Here is a 16,678-nt window from a genome sequence, read left to right as displayed (position 1 = left end):
TCCTGGAGGCGCGGGGGGAGTCCGGGGGCGGGACGTGGATGTCCCGCCCCCGGGAGTCGGTCAGGGGATCAGAGGCCGGCCGGGGGCGGCGGGGATCCGCTCGCCCCGCTGGACGGGGCGTGCTGCGTTCCGGAGGACGGCGGTGCGCCCTGCGGCGGCGGGGTCGTGGTCGGCGGAGTGGACTGCCATCCGTCGTTCTGTCCTGACGCGGCACTGGTGCCGGATCCGCCAGGTCCCGGGCTGCCGCCCAGCTGGCCGCTGGTGCCGTCGGACACCCTGGTCGGCGCGGGCTGGACGGCCTTCTCCAGGCCGGACCTGGCCGCGTCGCCTCCGGGCGAGGCACCCGTCCCGCCGCTCTGCGAGCTTTCCTTGCTCTCGCCGCTTCCACTGGTCGGGTGGGCGGCGATGTCGCCGGGGAAGCCGCCGCCGTCGGGGCCCTGCGGTGCGGCACCTGCGCCGGCGGCGGCGCCACCGGTTCCGGCGGTGGCCGCGGCTGCGGCGGCCTTGCGGGCGGCTTTCTCGGCGTGGGCACGGGCGATCTGCGCACCGGATCCGCCGGCACGGTGGATGGACTCGCCGTCGGTGCCGTCGGCCGCCCAGTGCACGAACTTGAAGACCGCGTACGGGCACAGCAGCACCAAGACCATGATCACGATGCCGGACATGACGTCGGCGAGGGCGGCGGTGCCGTCCTTGGCCTCGGTCTTGCCCATGGCGGCGATACCGAGGATGAAGATCACGGTCATCAGGAGCTTGGAGACCACGAGGGTGGCGGTGGCCTCGATCCAGCCCTTGCGCCAGCGCCGGGCGACTTCCCAGCCGCCGCCGGCGGAGGCGAAGACGGCGAGGGTGACCATGACGAGGATGCCGACCTTGCGGACCATCATCACGCACCAGTAGAGGAAGGCGCCGATGGCGGCGCCGAGCCCGGCGACGACCGGCACGAGCCAGCCCAGGCCGGACAGCGACCCGATCTGGCTGACCTTCACGATGCGGCGCACGGCGGTCTCGATGTTCAGGTGCGCGGTCTTGAACAGGCCGTCGCTGACAGCGTCGACGACTTCGACGGCCACCGTGGTCAAAGAGATGGCGCAGAAGGCGAACAGGACCCCTGACATGGTGCCGGTGAATGCCTGTGTCAGCGCCTGTCCGTCGCGCCGGATGGCGGCCTGGACCAGCTGGGCGCAGAACGTGGCGACCAGCAGGACCAGGCCCAGGGGCAGCAACATCTCGTAGTTGTCACGGAACCATCCGGCGTTGAGGTCGACCCTGGTGGTGGTGTCGACCGCTTCGGCGGCCAGATCGGCCGCGGCGGCGGCCAGTTCACCGGCGGACTTCGCCATCCAGTCACCGATGGCCTTGCCGGGGTCCGAGGCGAAATCCACCGCGTCGCCGGCCGCGCACAACGTGCTGGCCAGGGGGTAATCACAGAAACCCACGGGGAGTTACTTCTCCTTTCTTGTGTCAGGCGCGGGTCACTGCGTGACGCTCGGGGCGATGGCGGCCAGGGTGCAGTCGTGGCCAGGACGGCACTGGACGGCGAGGGTCACGGCCCGTTCCTCGGCCCCGCCGCCGCCCTTCTTCCAGGCGATCTGCTGCGTGCCGTTGACGGTGACGACGTAGATGTACGCCTCGGTGATCGCGGACGGGTCCTCGGCCAGGGCCTGCTTGAACGCGCCGGGATAGTGGCCCTCGGTGACGTGGGCGGTGGCGCGCTGGTCCTGGTCGGCCATCCTCGACCACAGCACCGGGTCGGGCACCTGGCCGGAGACCGAGGCCCAGTCGGCGTACTTGGTCTCGGCTGTCATCCAGGCGCGCATGCCGGCGAGCTGCTGGTAGCGGCTGGTGTCACGGGTGTCGTAGGACCACAGCATCCGGGCCGCTGCCTGGGCGTAGGCGACCGGCTCGGAGATCTGCGGAGGCTTGGCCACGGAACCGGAACCGGCCTCGGGCTTCGGGCCGGGGGCCTTGGAGGAGGACGGGCTGTGCGCCGCGGCGGGCCCGGCAGCGGTTGGGTCCGGGTGGGCGTTGCCGCTGCCGGACAGCCAGGCGACGGCTGCGGCGATGGTGAGCAGGACGGTGACGACCAGAGCGACGATGGCGATGCGCCGGTTGGCCGGCCAGCCGGCGCCGTATGAGGACAGCGAGAGGGCGGGGAATCGGTTCCGCATCAGTGGACCTGCGAGCCGAGGGTGGAGAAGAACGCGACGATTCCGTTCGCGGCGCCGAGGCCGAGGGCGGCGCCCGCGGCGACGACGGCGCCCTTCTTGCCGTTGGCCTCGGCCTGGTGGCCGCCGGTGTGGTGGCCCCAGGCCCACACGCCGAGCGAGACGGCGAGGGCGCCGACGACGGCGATGATCCCGAACATGTTGATGCTGTCGACGACGTTCTTCAGCACGCTCAGGCCGGGCAGGCCGCCGCCCTTGGGCGAGATCCCTGGGTCGTAGGCGAGCTGGATGACGCGGTCTGCGAGAGGAAGGGACATAGGTGTGGCGGGGCTCCTTGCATACGCGGGCCAGACGAGGGGGCCGGCGAGAAGAGGGGAAGCAGAGAGGGTCGGGGAGATGCGCTCGGGGCGCGGGAGATCACCGCGGTGGCGGCCCGACCGGAGCGGTGCCCTGGCAAGGCGGCGTCAGATGACGCGGCGGGCGGCGAGGATCACCCAGTCCTTGATCGGGGTGATCCGGACCGGCTTGGTGGTGCGCGGCGCCTCGATCACGAGGCCCTCGCCGATGTACATGCCGACGTGCTCAGGCCGGGTGGCGGTGCCGCGGCTGAAGATGAGGTCACCGGGCTTGAGCTGGGCGGGCGAAACCGCTTTGCCCTCGTTGACCTGCGTGTACGTGGTGCGGGAGAGCGTGACACCGGCATGCGTGTACGCCTGCTGCATCAGCGAGCTGCAGTCGCAGCGGCCCATCGGGTCGGGGCCGTGGGCGTTGGTGCAGGATCCGCCCCACTGGTAGAGCGTGCCGAGCTGCTGCATCGCCCACTCGATGGCCTTGCGTGCCTTCGGGTCGGCGTCCTTGGGGATCGCATAGCCCTTGGGGACGCTCCCTTCAGGGATGCGGCCGAAACCGGAACCGTCCTGGCCCGGCGCGCAGCCGGTCGTACTGGACGACGGCTTCTCGCCCGGGTCCGTGTTTTTGCCGTCCGCGTCGCCGCCGGCGCCGGGGAAGGTCTTGGCGATGGCGCTCTGCAGCGCGGTGGCCAGGTTCTCCCACTGCGCATACGCGTCCGGGAGACCGGACTTCTGCACGGCCTGGGCGGCCTGGGTGACGGTCATCTGCTGCCAGCCGTCCACCTTGAGCAAGTGCTTGTAGAACTGCTCGCTCGCGTACGTCGGGTCACGGATCTGCTCGGCGGTGCCCCAGCCCTGGGAGGGGCGCTGCTGGAACAACCCGAGGCTGTCCCTGTCGCCGTAGTTGAGGTTGCGCAGCCGCGACTCCTGCATCGCCGTGGCGAGCGCGATGATCTGTCCCTTCTTGGGGACGACGAGGGAGAGGCCGGTGGCCACGATCGTCTGGGCGTTGGGGACTTGCTCGGCGGGCAGGTCCAGGCCCTCGACGTGGACCTTCTTGCCTGAGGCGCCGTCGAGGATCTTGGTTACCTGCTCGGCGACCTTGTCGCTGTCGATGTCGGTGAGGCAGCCGCTGAAGGAGCCGCTGCTCTGCACGGCGTCGGCGGAGGAGGCCAGCATCATGCCGCTGCCGGCGATCAGGATGGGGGAGAGGAAGACGACACCGATGCCGGCGGCGAGCCCCTTCACCCTGAGTGGACCGCTCGCCGGTCAGCGGTTTCGGGCATGGGTGGGTAGCGAGACGTCATGAGCGTGTCCTTCGGGGGGGTGCGGTGTCCGGCGTGCCGCAGGCGCGTGGTGGAAGGGCGCGGCGGCCGGGGTGGGCGATCAAGGCGGTTCAGTGCGGGGCGAGTTGCCGCTCGCTCCAGATGGCCGGGCCGTGAGCTAGGTGTGCCGGGGCAGGGGGTACCTCCGTGAGGTGTGGCAAGGGGGTAGCCAGCGGCGGTGTGCGCCGGGCGGTCCAAAAACAGTAGGCGCCAATCGGCGGTTGACCAAAAAGTCCGCGTGAGGTGCCGGAAACCGGACCCCCTGCAGGGCACTTCTTGGTCGTCGGCGGATTCGGCTCTACAGTTTTTGGACTCCCCCTCGCCTTCCTCTGCCTGTGGCCATGGGCTTCTGCATGCCCATCTCCGGCCCGCGAGGACTCCTGTGCGAGGCGGCGTTTCCCTCCGCTTTTCCGCACCCGAATCGGGGTTCCTCTTTGCCTTTTTCCCTGCACCAGGGCGACGCTCTCGCTGTTCTCTCCGGCCTTCCGGACGGCTGCGTCGACTCCGTCATCACCGACCCGCCGTACAACTCCGGCGGCCGGACAGCGAAGGAGCGCACCACCCGCTCCGCTAAGCAGAAGTACACCTCCGCCGACGCCAAGAACGACCTCGCCGACTTCACCGGCGAGAACATGGACCAGCGCTCCTACGGGTTCTGGCTGACGCAGATCATGACCGAGGCCCACCGCCTCACCAAGACCGGTGGCACGGCGCTGCTGTTCACCGACTGGCGCCAGCTGCCGATCACGACGGACGCGATCCAGGCGGCCGGGTGGCTGTGGCGCGGTGTGCTGGCCTGGCACAAGCCCCAGGCCCGGCCCCAGAAGGGCCGGTTCACCCAGAACTGCGAGTTCATCGTCTGGGCGTCCAAGGGGCCGATCGACGGCTCCCGGAACCCGGTCTACCTGCCGGGTATGTACTCGGCTTCGCAGCCCTCGGGGGCAAAGCGCCAGCACATCACGCAGAAGCCGGTCGAGGTGATGCGCGAGCTGGTCAAGATCAGCCCCGAAGGCGGCACGGTCCTCGACTTCTGCGCCGGCTCCGGCTCCACGGGGGTGGCCGCCCTGCTGGAAGGCCGGGACTTCATCGGTGTGGAGAAGACCGAGCACTACGCGTCGATCGCGGCCGACCGGCTCACCGAGACGATCCGCGAAACCCTCACACAGGACGACGTGGTTCTCGCCGTTTGACCCAAGTCTCCTCCGGCCGCCAACGCACCCGGCTCTTTGCCTTACCCGCTGGCGTAAGCACCGCAGTAAGGGACGTGCGATTTCGCTGCCCGGCCGGTGTGAAAACGCCTCTCCCGTCCCGTGTCTCGTAGGAGGCCGAACAGTCAATGTCCGAATCCGCAAAGTCAACTGAAGACGGCGAGTTGGAGCCGGTTCGCATTCCGGATCCGCAGTTGGAGGGAATCGAGGCGAGCGTGCGGCGGCTCATGGAGCAGTCGGCGCAACAGGCTCAGCAGCTCGACCACCTCGCATCCGCGCCGGCGCCGAGCGGCTCACCGTTCGCCGCGTTCGGCATGCCGGGACTCGGCGGGCCTCCGGCCGCCGCCCCGCCGGAGCCCCGCCCGATCCTGGAACTCGAAGGCGAGGAACGGGAAGACGAACTCGATGCCCTCTCGGACTGGGTCGACGACTTCTTCCTCCCGGTCTACGGGGCCGAGGTCACCACCGCGGCGCCCTGGTGTCTGCAGTGGCAGGAGCACGACGACGTCGTGGCCTGGCTCCACGCCCTGTGGCTCGCCTACCAGCAGCACAAGGACCCCGAAGCCGGGCTCGCCGGCATGTTCGTGTGGCACCGGGACTTCCTCACCCACGCCGTGGCCGCGATCCGTGCGCCGGGTGGACCGCTGTCGGCCTGCATGACCTCTCCCGACCGGCCCGCGCATCGTCTTCTGCCCGGCCCGCCGCCGTCCGTGCGCACGGAGGCGGCGGCCACGGCGGAGGCCGCCGAGCCGGACGAGCCGACGTCGTGACCGAGGGAGTGGGACAGCCCGCCTTCGCGCTGAGCTTCGATCCTCGCGCGCTGACCGATCTCCTCCAGGCCCCCAGCGATATCCGGGATCTCGCCCTCGTCTACCTGCAGGAAGTCGTGAACGCACAGCGCTTCGGGCTGCGCCTCGACGGTGATCTGGAGGGCTTCCGGAAGCTGTTCGTGGACGCGCGGAGGGAATGGCGTGTCGTCTACGGCGTCCGCCCGGCACCCGCGGAGTCCGCGCATCCCAAGGAGATCCACGTCGTCGCCATCCGGCCGCGCGTGGGCAACGACGTCTACGACGAGGTCGGCCGCCGCCTGGGGATGACCCGACGGCCGCTGAGCGCCCGCACCCACGCGGCCCGTTCCCGTTCCCCGCAGCTGACCACCCGCACTCCCGTGCCCCGGCCCGGCCCGCCGCCTGCTGCGCTGCCTGGTCTGCCCCGTCCTGCACTCAACCCCGCGCACCATCCCACCCGCTGAACGCACGGAGCGCCGCCCATGCCCCCTCAACCCGCACCGACACCCGCCCGGCGTGTGCTCACGCAGCTCGACCACCGCATCGAAGCGGTCACGGGCCACGACATCGACACCCTGTGGACCTACCGCGACCGCGGCGTCCTCGACGACCAGCACGCCCAACTGGTCGACCGGCACGGTGAACTGGCCAAGGCCCAGACCAGCGTCACTTTCTACCTCCGCCTCCTCAGCCGACTGTCCAGCGGCGAGTTCGACGTCGACAGCGCCCTGTTCACGCGCATCGACCGCACCGTGGACCAGCTGCAAGAGGCCGCCGCCACGCGGGACGCCGCGGCTAAGCAGGTGCTCGCCGCCCTGGAGCCCATCGAAGCCGCAGCGGCGGCTTCCGCGGCCCAAGCCCGGCAGCTCTCGCCGGACGACCAGGCCGCGCTGCTCGCCATCGCCGGCGGCGCCAAGCTCCACGAACACCTGCTGACCGGCCGGATGTCCGTCACAGCCGCCTCCGGTACCCGCATCCCGCACGCCAAGCTGCAGCAGTTGGAGGATGCCGGCCTGGTCGTCCGGGACACCGGCCACCCCGTGCACGCGGGCCAGCCGGTCGCGCTCACCGACGCCGGACGGGCCGCGATGTCCGCTGCCCGCCGGTCTGCCACGACGCAGGCACCGAAGGTTCCGGCTCGCCCCGGCGCATCGCCGTCCAACCCGGCGCCGCGGCGCTGACTTCACCGAAAGGCTCTTTTGTCTCCCACCGAACCGGCGCCGGACCGGAAGTCCATCCCCCACGTCGACTTCGATCTGGACGGCCTCGACGCCGACGAGGAGAAATTCCTCGACTTCTACCGCAAGGTCGCCGTCCACGAGGACATGCTCGTCCCACTCGCCCAACACCACGACGGCCCGAGCAGCTACTACGTCCTGTTCGACCGTACCGCCACCTGGGGACATCCCGGCCTGACGCAGGTGCTCGCCGTGCATCTGCAACGCGATCAGGAGAAGCGGACGTTCAGCTTCGAGCATGCCCCCCTGCCGCTGCCCGCGATGGCGCAGTCCTGGCTCATCCACCGCGGCTGTCCGTCCGATGCCCTTGCCCTCGACCCTGAGCTGGGCCCACCGCCGGCCGATGAGGCCACGCGCACACTGGAGCGGCGCCTCACCGGCGACGGCAACCACTACGCCATGGGCTACTACTACACCAGCGACGACCCGGACGACATGGTCACCGTGGTGGCTCTGCGTGCCCTGGACGAGGAAGCTCCCTCACCGTTCCGCGTCCTGGTCGAAGAGGTCGACGCCGAGACGTGGACGCACACCCTGCGCGAGGGCGGCTTCGACACGGTGGGTGAAGCCCTGCGGTGGTGCGAGGACCGGCTCGCGGGCGAGGCCGGCCCTCTTCCGCCGGTCCGCCCGGCAGCCGCAGCCAGCCGCCCGGCCAGCTTGCCGAAGGCCCCTGTCCCGCGCCCGCCGGGCCGTTCGCGCTGAGCGCTCAGCCCGACGCGAGCGGCGCAACATAGCCGACGATCGCCGGTTAGCCAAACCGGCGATTCTCCGGATTCTTATACAGCCGCCGGGACAATCCCGCGGCCCCCTTCCCCGCCACACCCACACCTTCACGGAGGTTTCTTCCGCATGCGCTCCACCCGAATTGCCGTATCCGCAGCCATGCTCGGCGCGCTCGCTCTGCCGGTGCTGGCCGCCACCACCGCCAGCGCGGCCCCCGCTCCCGCCGCCCTCACGAGCAGCTGCTCCTCCCAGCCGCCGCTGCCGTACGAGGTGCACACCAAGGCCGTGACCATCCGCTCCAAGGCCACCACCAAGTCCACCGCGCTCGGCGTGCTCTACCGGGGCCACAAGTTCAGCGTCGCCAAGAAGAGCGGCAACTGGCTTTACATCACGGACAAGACGACCGGTGTCAAGGGCTGGGTTTCCGGCACGTACGTCTACCGCGACGTCCGCATGTGCACGGACTGAACGGAATTCAGCACGTCCCGCCAGGCAGCTGGGCTGCCCGTCACATTTCCCCGAGGCATCGGCCTTTCAGAACAGGAGACCTCTTTTGTCCGACGGCATATCCGATGAGTCTGCGGATGTCGTGGGAGTGCTCACCGAACAGGTCGAAACGCGGTTCGGCATGGGCATGGACCAGTTGAAGGCTGCGGTCGCCGCCGCTCCGGCCGCGAATCCTGACGCCACCGGCATCGTCAAGTGGCACGGCCTTCTCGTCGAGGCCCAGTTGGTGCTGGAGCGAGCGGAGGACGACCTCCTCGCCGCACTGCAAAGCCAGCCCAGCGAGGTCGACGACCCGACGATGGGTCTCGCCCTCCGGGTGAACGCGGCCGTCACCGCCCGCGACGGCAGGGCGATGGTCGTGCGGTGGCTCCTCGACCCGGACGCTCCGGGGAAGAAGGACCTCGCGGCAGAGCGCCTGGCCCGCCTCCGGCCGCCCCGCACCGGCCCGGCGATCCAGACCAGCGCCCCCAACCGGCCTGCCGGCACAGCCGCACCGGCGACGGCCTGGCGGTCCACAGGGGCCGTCCGATGAGCCGGGACAAGGCCAGCACCGTGGACGACGACCTGCACAAGGTCTTCGGCAAACCGGTCTCCGAGCTGTACGAGGCGGCTGCCGGCCCAGGTGCCTCGCCCGCGCTCACCCGCGCCCTGGAGCTGCGTTCGTTCCTGGCGCTCGCCGAGGAGCAGGTCGTCCGCGTCCGCGACCGTGTCCATGCCGACATGGATCCGGACCGCGACATGGGTGACCTGTCGGCGGACAAGCTCCGCTTCGACGCGCAGTGGCTGCAGGCAGCGCTGGAGGCCCGCGACGGCTACCGCGCCGCCCTCGGTGAACTGCTGCGCACCATGCCCCCGCCATCCCAGCAGGGCCGGCCTGTCCGCACGGCGCAGCTCAGGGCCACCGCAACCCTGCCCCCGCCTGCCGCCCCGGCACCTCCGAGTGCCGGGGCGGCCCGGGCCCGCCGACCGTGAAAGCCACCGATTGCCCCACCTCACGCCCACCGACATAGCCGGACGGATCGAGGACCTGTACGGCGCACCACTCGCCGACCTGGAAGCCCACGCCCAGGACCAGCCGCCCGGCATGCTCTCCGCCCTGCTCGGTATGCACGACGCCCTGGCCCTCGCCGAGCGCAGCATCGCCTTCCACCGCGACCAGCTCGCCCGGCTCATCCACCCCGGGCGGCAGATCGGCCCGCACGAGGTCTCCCACCTCCTCGACGCGACCCGCCGCCTCGCCGAAGCCGTCGCCGTCCGCGAGGCCCAGGCCAAATCGGTCGCCGCCGTCCTGCAAAGCCTGGCCCGCGTCCCGGCCCCGACGCCTACCCCGCCGGCCCCCTCGCCGCCAGCCGCGGCTCCGCCTCTTGTGGCGCCAAGTCCTGCGCACAGCCGCTGACCCGCAGGCCATCCCCTCTTCCTTTCACCCAGGAGTTCCTCCCTTGGCCATCACCGCTCTGCCCCCTGACGTCGACGCCGACATCGCCCGGGTCACCGAGGCCCTCGCCATGATCACCCCGCGCTGGAACGTGAGGATCCTCCTGGCCCTCTCCGGCCCGCCGCTGCGCTACAGCGAGCTGGCGGCCAAGGTGTCCTGGCTGCAGAACGGCCAGCTCCACCCCAAGCTCAAGTCACTGTGCGACGCCGGCCTCGTCGAACGCACCGAGCACAGCGCCCGGCACGTGACCTACGGCCACACCGAGCGAGCCACTGCCCTCTTGCCCATCCTGCCGAAGATCGTCACCTGGGCCGAGGAGCACTTGGAGACGGCGGAGCGCCCGCTGCCCGCGATCGAGCAGATCGAGGACAGCCTCACCCTGCTCACCCGGCGCCACGCCGCCGCCATCCTGTGGGTGCTCAAGTCCCGCCAGGAGGTCAGCGCCCGGGTTCTGGCCCGGATCGTGATGCCCAGCAGCGACTGGACCAACATCTACCCGCCGCTGCGGCAGCTCGTCGCCGACGGTCTGGTCGACACCGCGGGCAACGGCCAGCCCTACCGGCTGTCCGCCGCCGGCGACGCCCTGGGCCCCATGCTCGGCGCGGTGTCCGCCTGGTCCGCCGGGCAGCCCGTCGAGCAGGCCGCCCAGCACCCGATCTGGGGGCACCCGCAGGCCAATCCCGTGCCGAAGCCGTGGACCAGCAGCCAGTCGAGGCTGGCCCCCACGGCACCCCCAACCGTTCGGGCGGCCCAACCCTCTCCGGCCTGGCGCAACGGAGACCTCTTCTCGCACGCCACGACCGCGCGCCCGAAGGCCGCCATCCCGGCGGGAGGCCCGCGCCGATGAACACGGCCTTCACCTCTACCGAAGCGCAGCGTGCTATCGAAGTACTCGCCTCACGACCCCTGGTCCGCCTGATCACCGAGATCGACGACAACGGCGCCATACCGCCGCGACGGCTCGCCGGCACCCTGCCCGACCTGTCCGCGCAGCAACTGCGCAGCGCATCCGACACGGCCCGCACCCACGGCCTCGTGCGGAGCGCCCCCGGCGCTGCCCTGGAACTGACCGCGGCAGGGACGGAGTTGGCGGACCTGTACGACGTGATGGCTCGCTGGGCCCGGCGTCATGCCCTCCCGGCACCCGTCTGTGAGTTCAGCGGCCGTATCCAGTACGTCCTCGACCTCGTGGCGCCGTCGCTCACCACCGCCTGCGCCGACCGTGGGGAGGCGGACCTGGCACGTCTGCGCACGCTCCTGATCCAGTGGCTGGCCGGCAACCTCCAGGTGGCCAGGGTGCCCGAGCCCGAGCTGGCCGCGTGAACGGTTCGGTCACACCCCGGCAGGCACGCCACACCGGCGGGCTGATGAGCAGCATCTATCTGCCGCGCACGGCGGACGCGTTGGCGTTCGCGATGTCCACCTACGGCATCCCCCTGCTCGTTCTGACCACGACGCGCTCCGCCGCGCTGACGGGCGCCGCGTTCGCCCTGGAGTGGATCCCGCGGCTGGCTGCGTTCGGATGGGCGGGCTCGGTGGTCGACCGGCGCGGTGCCGCTGTGGTCTTCCACCTCGCCTCCCTGGGCCGGGCGCTGGCGCTGGCCGCCGGCGCGGTCCTGCTTCACCTCCACCCGTCCGGCACCCTGGCGAGCGCGACCGTGATGGTGCTGGCGGCGACGACCGGCGTGCTCACACAGTTCAGCTACATCGCGACCGAGACCGCGGGCGCCGCCGCCGGCCGCCGAGCGGGACGGCGGGCCCACCGTGTCCAGGCCGTCCTGCTCGGCATCGACCAGACCGCGACCCTGGCCGGTCCGGCGCTCGCCGGAGTGCTCTTGCTCACCGGGCCGCCATCGATGCTCGCGGTGGTCACCGTGCTCTCGCTGCTTGCCGCGCTGCTCGCCCTGCGCACCCCACCCTCGCCCGTCGCCTCGGCCCGGGCGCCGAAGCGGCAGGCCGGCGCCGGACTGCTCACCGGATGGCGCACCATCCGCTCGCTGCCCGCGCTCGGCTGGCTGGTGGCCGGGCTGACCCTGTCCAACCTGGCCACCGGCCTCCTCCAAGCGGCAGGCCCCGTGATCGTCGTCCAGCACTTCGGGCAGTCCACCACCGCCGTCGGCCTCGTCTGGTCCGCCGCTGCCGCAGCCACGCTCCTGGCCGTCACACTCTGCCGCTTCGCGCTCGACCGCTTCGGCCTGTGGCCGGTCGGCGCCTCCTGCGCCGCCCTCGCCTCGCTCGGCTGTCTCGCCGCCGCCCAGGCCCCCGACTACCCGTCCTACCTCGTATTGGTCGCGGTCCTCATGGCGGCCGACGGCGGCATGACGGTCGTCCTTCGCACCCTGCGCTCCCGCCTGATCCCACCGGAGAAGTTCGGCAGCACCCTGTCGGCGACCATCCTCATCCTCCTGCTGCCCTTCCCCGCCGCCGGCGCGCTCACCGCACTCACCCCGCCCGACGCACTGGGCCACGTCATCACCGCCTGCGCCGCCCTGCAAGCCCTCGGACTAGCCCTCGCCTTCACGCGCCTGCGCACCGACCCCGCCCTGCGCACCTGAACCCGCTGCACGCCCAGCCCGTGGAGACCTTCATGTCCATCGCCGCTCTCGGATCGCACCGCGCGACCGGTCGCACCATCACCGAGCAGTTCCACGCCTTCGACGCCCACCACCCGCACATCTACAAGGCCCTGGAACACCTGGCCGCCCGCCGCCTGGTCGCCGGCGCCAAACGCGTCAGCGTGAAGGACCTGTTCGAGGACCTGCGCCGCCAACTCCCCGACGGAGTCGACGGGCTGAACAACAACTACACCGCCCTCTACGCCCGCCGCCTGCTCCACGAACACCCCCACTGGGCTCAGGTGTTCGAACTGCGCCGCCGCCGTGCCGCCTGAGACACCCTTCCTCTTCTCACCCTGCCGTCCACCGATACGGAGAACCTCTTCTTGTCCGCTCGTCCCCTCGTCCTCGTCGTTTCTCCCGGTGACGAGACCTATCGGGGCTACTGCCTGGAGCAGGTGGCCGCCGCGTACGACGTCGTCCTGCTCACCGGCACCGAGCCGTCGTGGGAGAAGCCGTTCATCATCGACCACGCCGTGGCCGATCTGAGCGATCCCGCAGCGCTGCTCGCCGCCGGCCGGGCGCTGGCCGAACGCCACGACCTGGCCGGCGTGGTCACCTGGGACGAGTGGCACCTCGTCCCCACCGCCCGACTCGCCCGCACGCTCAGCCTGCCCTCGCCGTCCGTCGAGGTGATGCGGGCCTGCCGCAACAAGGCCACCGCCCGCCCCCTGTTCGCCCGCCACGGCGTGCCCTCGGCCGCCTCGATGAAGGCACGGACCCTGCTGGAGGCCGGCCTTGCGACGATGACCCTCGGCCTCCCGGCCGTCATCAAGCCCGCGGCGTTCGCCGGCAGCATCGGCGTGATCCGCGTCGATGAGCCCGAAGACCTGCCCGCCGCGTTCGCGTTCGCCTCGGCCGGCGCGAGCCGCAGCCGCGAGGACACCGGGGTCCTGGTCGAGGAGTACCTCGACGGCCCGGAAGTCTCCGTCGAATGCGTCACCCACCGCGGCGTGACCACCGCGGTCGCCGTGACCCGCAAACACCTGGGCCCCGCACCGTACTTCGACGAGACCGGCCACACCGTCGACGCCGCCGACCCGCTCCTGCCCCAGGTCGCCCCGGTCGCCGCCGCCGCGGTCAAAGCGGTGGGGATCACCGACGGCGTGCAGCACGTCGAGCTGCGCCTCGTGGACGGCCGGCCCCGGCTGATCGAGGTCAACGCGCGCATCGGCGGCGACATGATCGGCCACCTCGTCCGCCTCGCCACCGGCATCGACCTGCCCAGGGCCGCCGCCGACCTCGCCTGCGGCCGAGCACCGGACCTCACCCCGACCCGCAGCGCAGCCGCGGGCATCCGCATGCTCTACCCGGACGCCTCCGGCACCCTCACCGCCCGGCACGTCAACCAGCCGTTCGCCGCCCACACCCCCTGGCTGCGCCAAGTGCAGTGGATCCGCGGGATCGGCGACCAGCTCGTCCTGCCGCCCGAGGGAGACCTGTTCACCGCCCGGGCCGGGTTCTACATCGTCACCGGCCGCACCACCGCCGAGGTCACCGAACGCCTCGACCTTGCCGCGGACGAGATCACGGTCACCACGAGGGCGGACCGATGACGTCACGGACCGACCCGCACCGCGACATCGACGGCGACGTCTACGTCTGGCCGCGCCACCTCGCCTCCACCACCGGAACCGGCGACCCCGCCCTCGCCCCGCTGCTCGACCTCGGCTGGGACCTGCGGTACGACGAGGACTCCAACGTGTTCGTGAGCGCTCCCGACCGGCGCGTACGCCTGGGCTACCTGCCCGAAGGCGAGGACGACGGACTCTGGCGCATCAACGCCTACAAGGACTCCTTCGGACCGCCCGCGTGGGGCGTCTGCTTCAACGACCGCGTCCCCACCGAGTTCGTGACCGCGTTCACCACCGTCCTCGCGACCGCGTACGAGCAGGGACCGGACGCCTACCTCGCCCGGCCGGTCTCCGGGACCGACGAGCACGACTCCTTCCTCGCGGTCGTGCCCCTGCTGAAGCAGGGCTGGGAGATCGACCGTCCGCGCTGGGGCGTCTTCGCGGTCCAGGCTCCGGATGGGCATGCCGGCATGGAGTTCACCACCGGCGCCCTCGACCCGGAAGCCGAGCTGACCACGCGGGAGGCCCGCTGGCAGCTGTGGGCGGGCACGTCCGTCGACCGGCCCGTCTGGTACGCCACGGCCAGCACCGACACCCCCGTCGCCCTGCTCACCGCCGTCACCGAATGCGTCGCCGATCCGGCGCCCCTGCCCCGGTGGCGCGAGGCAACCTCCAGCTACATCAAGGGAATGGCCCAGCTCACCCCGATCCTCCCGCCCGGCCCGCCGGCTCCCACTCCGCTCGACGTGCAGCGGGCCGTCTCCTCCCGCCGTCCGGCCGCGCTACCCCCGGCCAGCATCCCGCGCTGGAGCACCACCAGCCGACCGGCCCTGCTCGGCCCGCGCCGGTAGCACGCGCCTGACCCGACCGGAGATCCTCCTTGGCCCTGCGAGCCCCTGAGTTCTTCGCCGAACTCCGCCTCCCCTACAGCTTTTCCGACCGCTGGAGTGACCGGATCACAGGTGACCTGCGGTGACGTATCGCGTAGATGTACGCGACACGGCCAGCGAGGCGGGGAGCCGTAGGAACACCGCTCTGCTAGCCGAGCAGTGGATGATCCTCGGCCGGTTCTTGGCGCGTTCTCAGCGGCGGGCTTTCCGGACCACCACGGCGACGTCGAAGCCTTCGTTGCGTATGTGGAGAGCGGTGCGGCGGTGCTGGAAGTGGGAACGCCGACGGTCGATCCCTGGCTCGACGGCGGAGTAATTGCCGCAGCACATCGCTGTGCGATCCGTGCTGGTCACGGTGTGGAGACCACGCTGGCGACGGCGCAGCAGGTGTCCGCTGTGACCGGCAAGCCCGTGATCGTCATGAGCTATTGGGCAACGGTCGAGGCACATGGGGTTGAGCGGATGACGCATGCGCTGGCATCAGCGGGCGCTGCGGGTTGCCTCGTCTGCGACGTCCCTGGTGGTCAGGGGGGGTGTCTCTATGTCCTTCGTCAAGGACGTGGTGCCTGGTATGCGGGTGTTTGGGGCGGTCATGCGGCGAGAGTGACGTCGGGGGTCCGGGATTCGTAGAAGGTGCCGTCGCGGAGCATGGCGAACAGGACGCTGATGCGTTGGCGGGCGAGTCGGAGGAGGGCCTGGGTGTGGGTTTTGCCGCGGGCTCTTTGCCGGTCGTAGTAGGTGCGCGATGCCGGGTCGGCGTTCATGCAGGCGAAGGCGGAGAGGAACATTGCGCGTTTGAGCTGTCTGTTTCCTCCTCGTGGTGCGTGCTCGCCATGAATCGAGGTTCCCGACGACCTGGTCGTGGGGGCGAGGCCGGCGTAGGAGGCGAGGTGGGCGGCACTGGCGAAGCTGGTGCCGTCGCCGACGGTGACCAGCAGGACGGCGGCGGTCCTGACTCCGACTCCCGGCATCGAAGTCAGGACCTGGTGAAGAGGGTGAGCCTCCAGCAGACTGTTGATCTGGGCTTCCAGGGCCCGGCGCTGGTCGTGGACCGCGGCCAGCGAGCGGGCCAGCGACGGGATGACCACGTCGAGGGTGCCGGTTCCCGGGACCACGACGGTCTGCTCGTCGAGTGCGGTGAAGACGTCGTCGATCAGCCGGGCGGCCATGCGAGGGGCCTTGGGCCGGATCACCTCGACGAGTCTGCGACGGCCGGCCTTCCGTAGTGCGGCCGGGGATCCGTATCGCTCGAGGAGCCAGGTGACGGCGGCGTGGTCCAGTCTCGGGCCGAGCACGCGCTCAAGGCTGGGGTGGAACTGGGTGAGCAGGCCGCGGATCCGGTTGGAGGTTCGGGTGGCTTCGGCGGCGAGGTCCTGGTCGAAGCCGGTCAGCACCGTGAGCTCGGCAGTGATCTCGTCGGTCAGCTCCAGCGACCGCAGAGTGTGAGGCATCGTCCGGGCGGCGTCCGCGATGACGGCCGCGTCCTTCGCGTCGGTTTTCGCCTCTCCCGGATAGAGGTCGGCGATCCGTCGCATCGCGAGTCCGGGCAGGTAGGCGACCTCGCAGTCCGCATCGCGGGCGACGGTCAGGGGCAGGGCGCCGATCGAGGCGGGCTGGTCCACGATCACCAGGACAGTGCCGAACTTGGCCTTGAGTTTGTCGAACACGGCCCGCAGCTTCGGTTCGCTGTTGGGCATCGGCTTGTCGAAGACCTTCTTCCCGGCCGGCGTGAGCCCGTGGCCATGGTGGGCTGTCTTGCCGACGTCCAACCCGAGGAAGACGCCTATGTCTTCGGTGTCTAACATCGCACGACTCCAGAGGTGTTGACCGCGCCGGCCTCGGCGGTGGCACCGTGCT

The 16,678-nt window shown here is 70.9% G+C and carries 21 protein-coding genes; 16 read left to right on the top strand and 5 right to left on the bottom strand.

Going from position 1 to position 16,678, the window contains the following annotated elements; genetic code table 11:
- Positions 1 to 68 precede the first annotated feature (68 nt).
- The 4 genes from HEP81_RS07815 to HEP81_RS07800 form a co-directional block, all read right to left on the bottom strand.
- Positions 69 to 1,439, bottom strand: coding sequence for an SCO6881 family protein (locus HEP81_RS07815; RefSeq protein ID WP_037661109.1), 1,371 nt, complete (start codon positions 1,437 to 1,439; stop codon positions 69 to 71).
- A 36-nt stretch (positions 1,440 to 1,475) separates the two neighbouring features.
- Positions 1,476 to 2,171 (bottom strand): flagellar basal body-associated FliL family protein, encoded by a 696-nt coding sequence (locus tag HEP81_RS07810; protein ID WP_037661112.1) that lies wholly within the window; start codon positions 2,169 to 2,171, stop codon positions 1,476 to 1,478.
- Positions 2,171 to 2,485: a DUF6112 family protein gene (locus HEP81_RS07805; protein WP_037661115.1), complete on the bottom strand. Its 315-nt coding sequence runs from the start codon at positions 2,483 to 2,485 to the stop codon at positions 2,171 to 2,173. The genes HEP81_RS07810 and HEP81_RS07805 overlap by 1 nt, the downstream gene beginning before the upstream one ends.
- Before the next feature lie 147 nt (positions 2,486 to 2,632).
- Positions 2,633 to 3,766, bottom strand: a complete 1,134-nt coding sequence (locus tag HEP81_RS07800) for a C40 family peptidase (RefSeq protein WP_037661117.1) — start codon at positions 3,764 to 3,766, stop codon at positions 2,633 to 2,635.
- 511 nt (positions 3,767 to 4,277) lie between these two features.
- On the opposite strand from HEP81_RS07800, the gene HEP81_RS07795 reads away from it, so the two are divergent.
- The 16 genes from HEP81_RS07795 to HEP81_RS42615 all read left to right on the top strand — a co-directional run bounded on the left by HEP81_RS07795 (position 4,278) and on the right by HEP81_RS42615 (position 15,451).
- Positions 4,278 to 5,033 carry a DNA-methyltransferase gene (locus HEP81_RS07795; RefSeq protein WP_037661123.1) on the top strand — a complete coding sequence of 252 codons (756 nt, stop codon included), beginning with the start codon at positions 4,278 to 4,280 and terminating at the stop codon, positions 5,031 to 5,033.
- 245 nt (positions 5,034 to 5,278) lie between these two features.
- A complete protein-coding gene (locus tag HEP81_RS07790; protein WP_037661176.1) occupies positions 5,279 to 5,821 on the top strand; it encodes a DUF4913 domain-containing protein in 543 nt (180 codons plus the stop codon).
- Positions 5,818 to 6,303, top strand: a complete 486-nt coding sequence (locus HEP81_RS07785; protein ID WP_037661125.1) for a hypothetical protein — start codon at positions 5,818 to 5,820, stop codon at positions 6,301 to 6,303. Before HEP81_RS07790 ends, HEP81_RS07785 begins: the two co-directional genes overlap by 4 nt.
- A gap of 18 nt (positions 6,304 to 6,321) precedes the next feature.
- Positions 6,322 to 7,020 carry a hypothetical protein gene (locus HEP81_RS07780; RefSeq protein WP_037661126.1) on the top strand — a complete coding sequence of 233 codons (699 nt, stop codon included), beginning with the start codon at positions 6,322 to 6,324 and terminating at the stop codon, positions 7,018 to 7,020.
- Positions 7,021 to 7,038: 18 nt separating this feature from the next.
- Positions 7,039 to 7,779, top strand: coding sequence for a hypothetical protein (locus HEP81_RS07775; protein ID WP_037661128.1), 741 nt, complete (start codon positions 7,039 to 7,041; stop codon positions 7,777 to 7,779).
- A gap of 147 nt (positions 7,780 to 7,926) precedes the next feature.
- Complete coding sequence (locus HEP81_RS07770; protein ID WP_243279320.1) at positions 7,927 to 8,268, top strand: SH3 domain-containing protein; 342 nt, start codon at positions 7,927 to 7,929, stop codon at positions 8,266 to 8,268.
- Between the two features lie 85 nt (positions 8,269 to 8,353).
- Positions 8,354 to 8,839 carry a hypothetical protein gene (locus HEP81_RS07765; protein ID WP_037661131.1) on the top strand — a complete coding sequence of 162 codons (486 nt, stop codon included), beginning with the start codon at positions 8,354 to 8,356 and terminating at the stop codon, positions 8,837 to 8,839.
- Positions 8,836 to 9,279 carry a hypothetical protein gene (locus HEP81_RS07760; protein WP_037661132.1) on the top strand — a complete coding sequence of 148 codons (444 nt, stop codon included), beginning with the start codon at positions 8,836 to 8,838 and terminating at the stop codon, positions 9,277 to 9,279. Before HEP81_RS07765 ends, HEP81_RS07760 begins: the two co-directional genes overlap by 4 nt.
- 10 nt (positions 9,280 to 9,289) lie before the next feature.
- Positions 9,290 to 9,703, top strand: a complete 414-nt coding sequence (locus HEP81_RS07755; RefSeq protein WP_037661133.1) for a hypothetical protein — start codon at positions 9,290 to 9,292, stop codon at positions 9,701 to 9,703.
- A 43-nt stretch (positions 9,704 to 9,746) separates the two neighbouring features.
- Positions 9,747 to 10,589 carry a winged helix-turn-helix transcriptional regulator gene (locus HEP81_RS07750; protein WP_037661134.1) on the top strand — a complete coding sequence of 281 codons (843 nt, stop codon included), beginning with the start codon at positions 9,747 to 9,749 and terminating at the stop codon, positions 10,587 to 10,589.
- Positions 10,586 to 11,065 (top strand): hypothetical protein, encoded by a 480-nt coding sequence (locus HEP81_RS07745; protein WP_037661136.1) that lies wholly within the window; start codon positions 10,586 to 10,588, stop codon positions 11,063 to 11,065. Before HEP81_RS07750 ends, HEP81_RS07745 begins: the two co-directional genes overlap by 4 nt.
- A 44-nt stretch (positions 11,066 to 11,109) precedes the next feature.
- Positions 11,110 to 12,297 (top strand): MFS transporter, encoded by a 1,188-nt coding sequence (locus HEP81_RS07740; protein ID WP_421673925.1) that lies wholly within the window; start codon positions 11,110 to 11,112, stop codon positions 12,295 to 12,297.
- A gap of 32 nt (positions 12,298 to 12,329) precedes the next feature.
- Positions 12,330 to 12,632 (top strand): hypothetical protein, encoded by a 303-nt coding sequence (locus tag HEP81_RS07735; RefSeq protein ID WP_037661178.1) that lies wholly within the window; start codon positions 12,330 to 12,332, stop codon positions 12,630 to 12,632.
- A 51-nt stretch (positions 12,633 to 12,683) separates the two neighbouring features.
- Positions 12,684 to 13,913 carry an ATP-grasp domain-containing protein gene (locus tag HEP81_RS07730; protein ID WP_190275961.1) on the top strand — a complete coding sequence of 410 codons (1,230 nt, stop codon included), beginning with the start codon at positions 12,684 to 12,686 and terminating at the stop codon, positions 13,911 to 13,913.
- Positions 13,910 to 14,782 (top strand): SPDY domain-containing protein, encoded by an 873-nt coding sequence (locus tag HEP81_RS07725; protein WP_037661143.1) that lies wholly within the window; start codon positions 13,910 to 13,912, stop codon positions 14,780 to 14,782. Before HEP81_RS07730 ends, HEP81_RS07725 begins: the two co-directional genes overlap by 4 nt.
- A gap of 198 nt (positions 14,783 to 14,980) precedes the next feature.
- A complete protein-coding gene (locus HEP81_RS42615) occupies positions 14,981 to 15,451 on the top strand; it encodes a tryptophan synthase subunit alpha (RefSeq protein ID WP_190275960.1) in 471 nt (156 codons plus the stop codon).
- Here the strand turns inward: HEP81_RS42615 and HEP81_RS07715 are convergent.
- Positions 15,412 to 16,626: an IS110 family RNA-guided transposase gene (locus HEP81_RS07715; protein ID WP_037664750.1), complete on the bottom strand. Its 1,215-nt coding sequence runs from the start codon at positions 16,624 to 16,626 to the stop codon at positions 15,412 to 15,414. The two genes, HEP81_RS42615 and HEP81_RS07715, sit on opposite strands and share 40 nt — an antisense overlap.
- Between the last annotated feature and the right edge of the window lie 52 nt (positions 16,627 to 16,678).

It is taken from the genome of Streptomyces griseofuscus (assembly GCF_014673495.1).
In the GTDB taxonomy this organism is placed as follows: Bacteria; Actinomycetota; Actinomycetes; order Streptomycetales; family Streptomycetaceae; genus Streptomyces; species Streptomyces murinus.
Note: the sequence above shows the minus strand (reverse complement) of the source record. Positions and strands in the feature narration are given on the sequence as shown.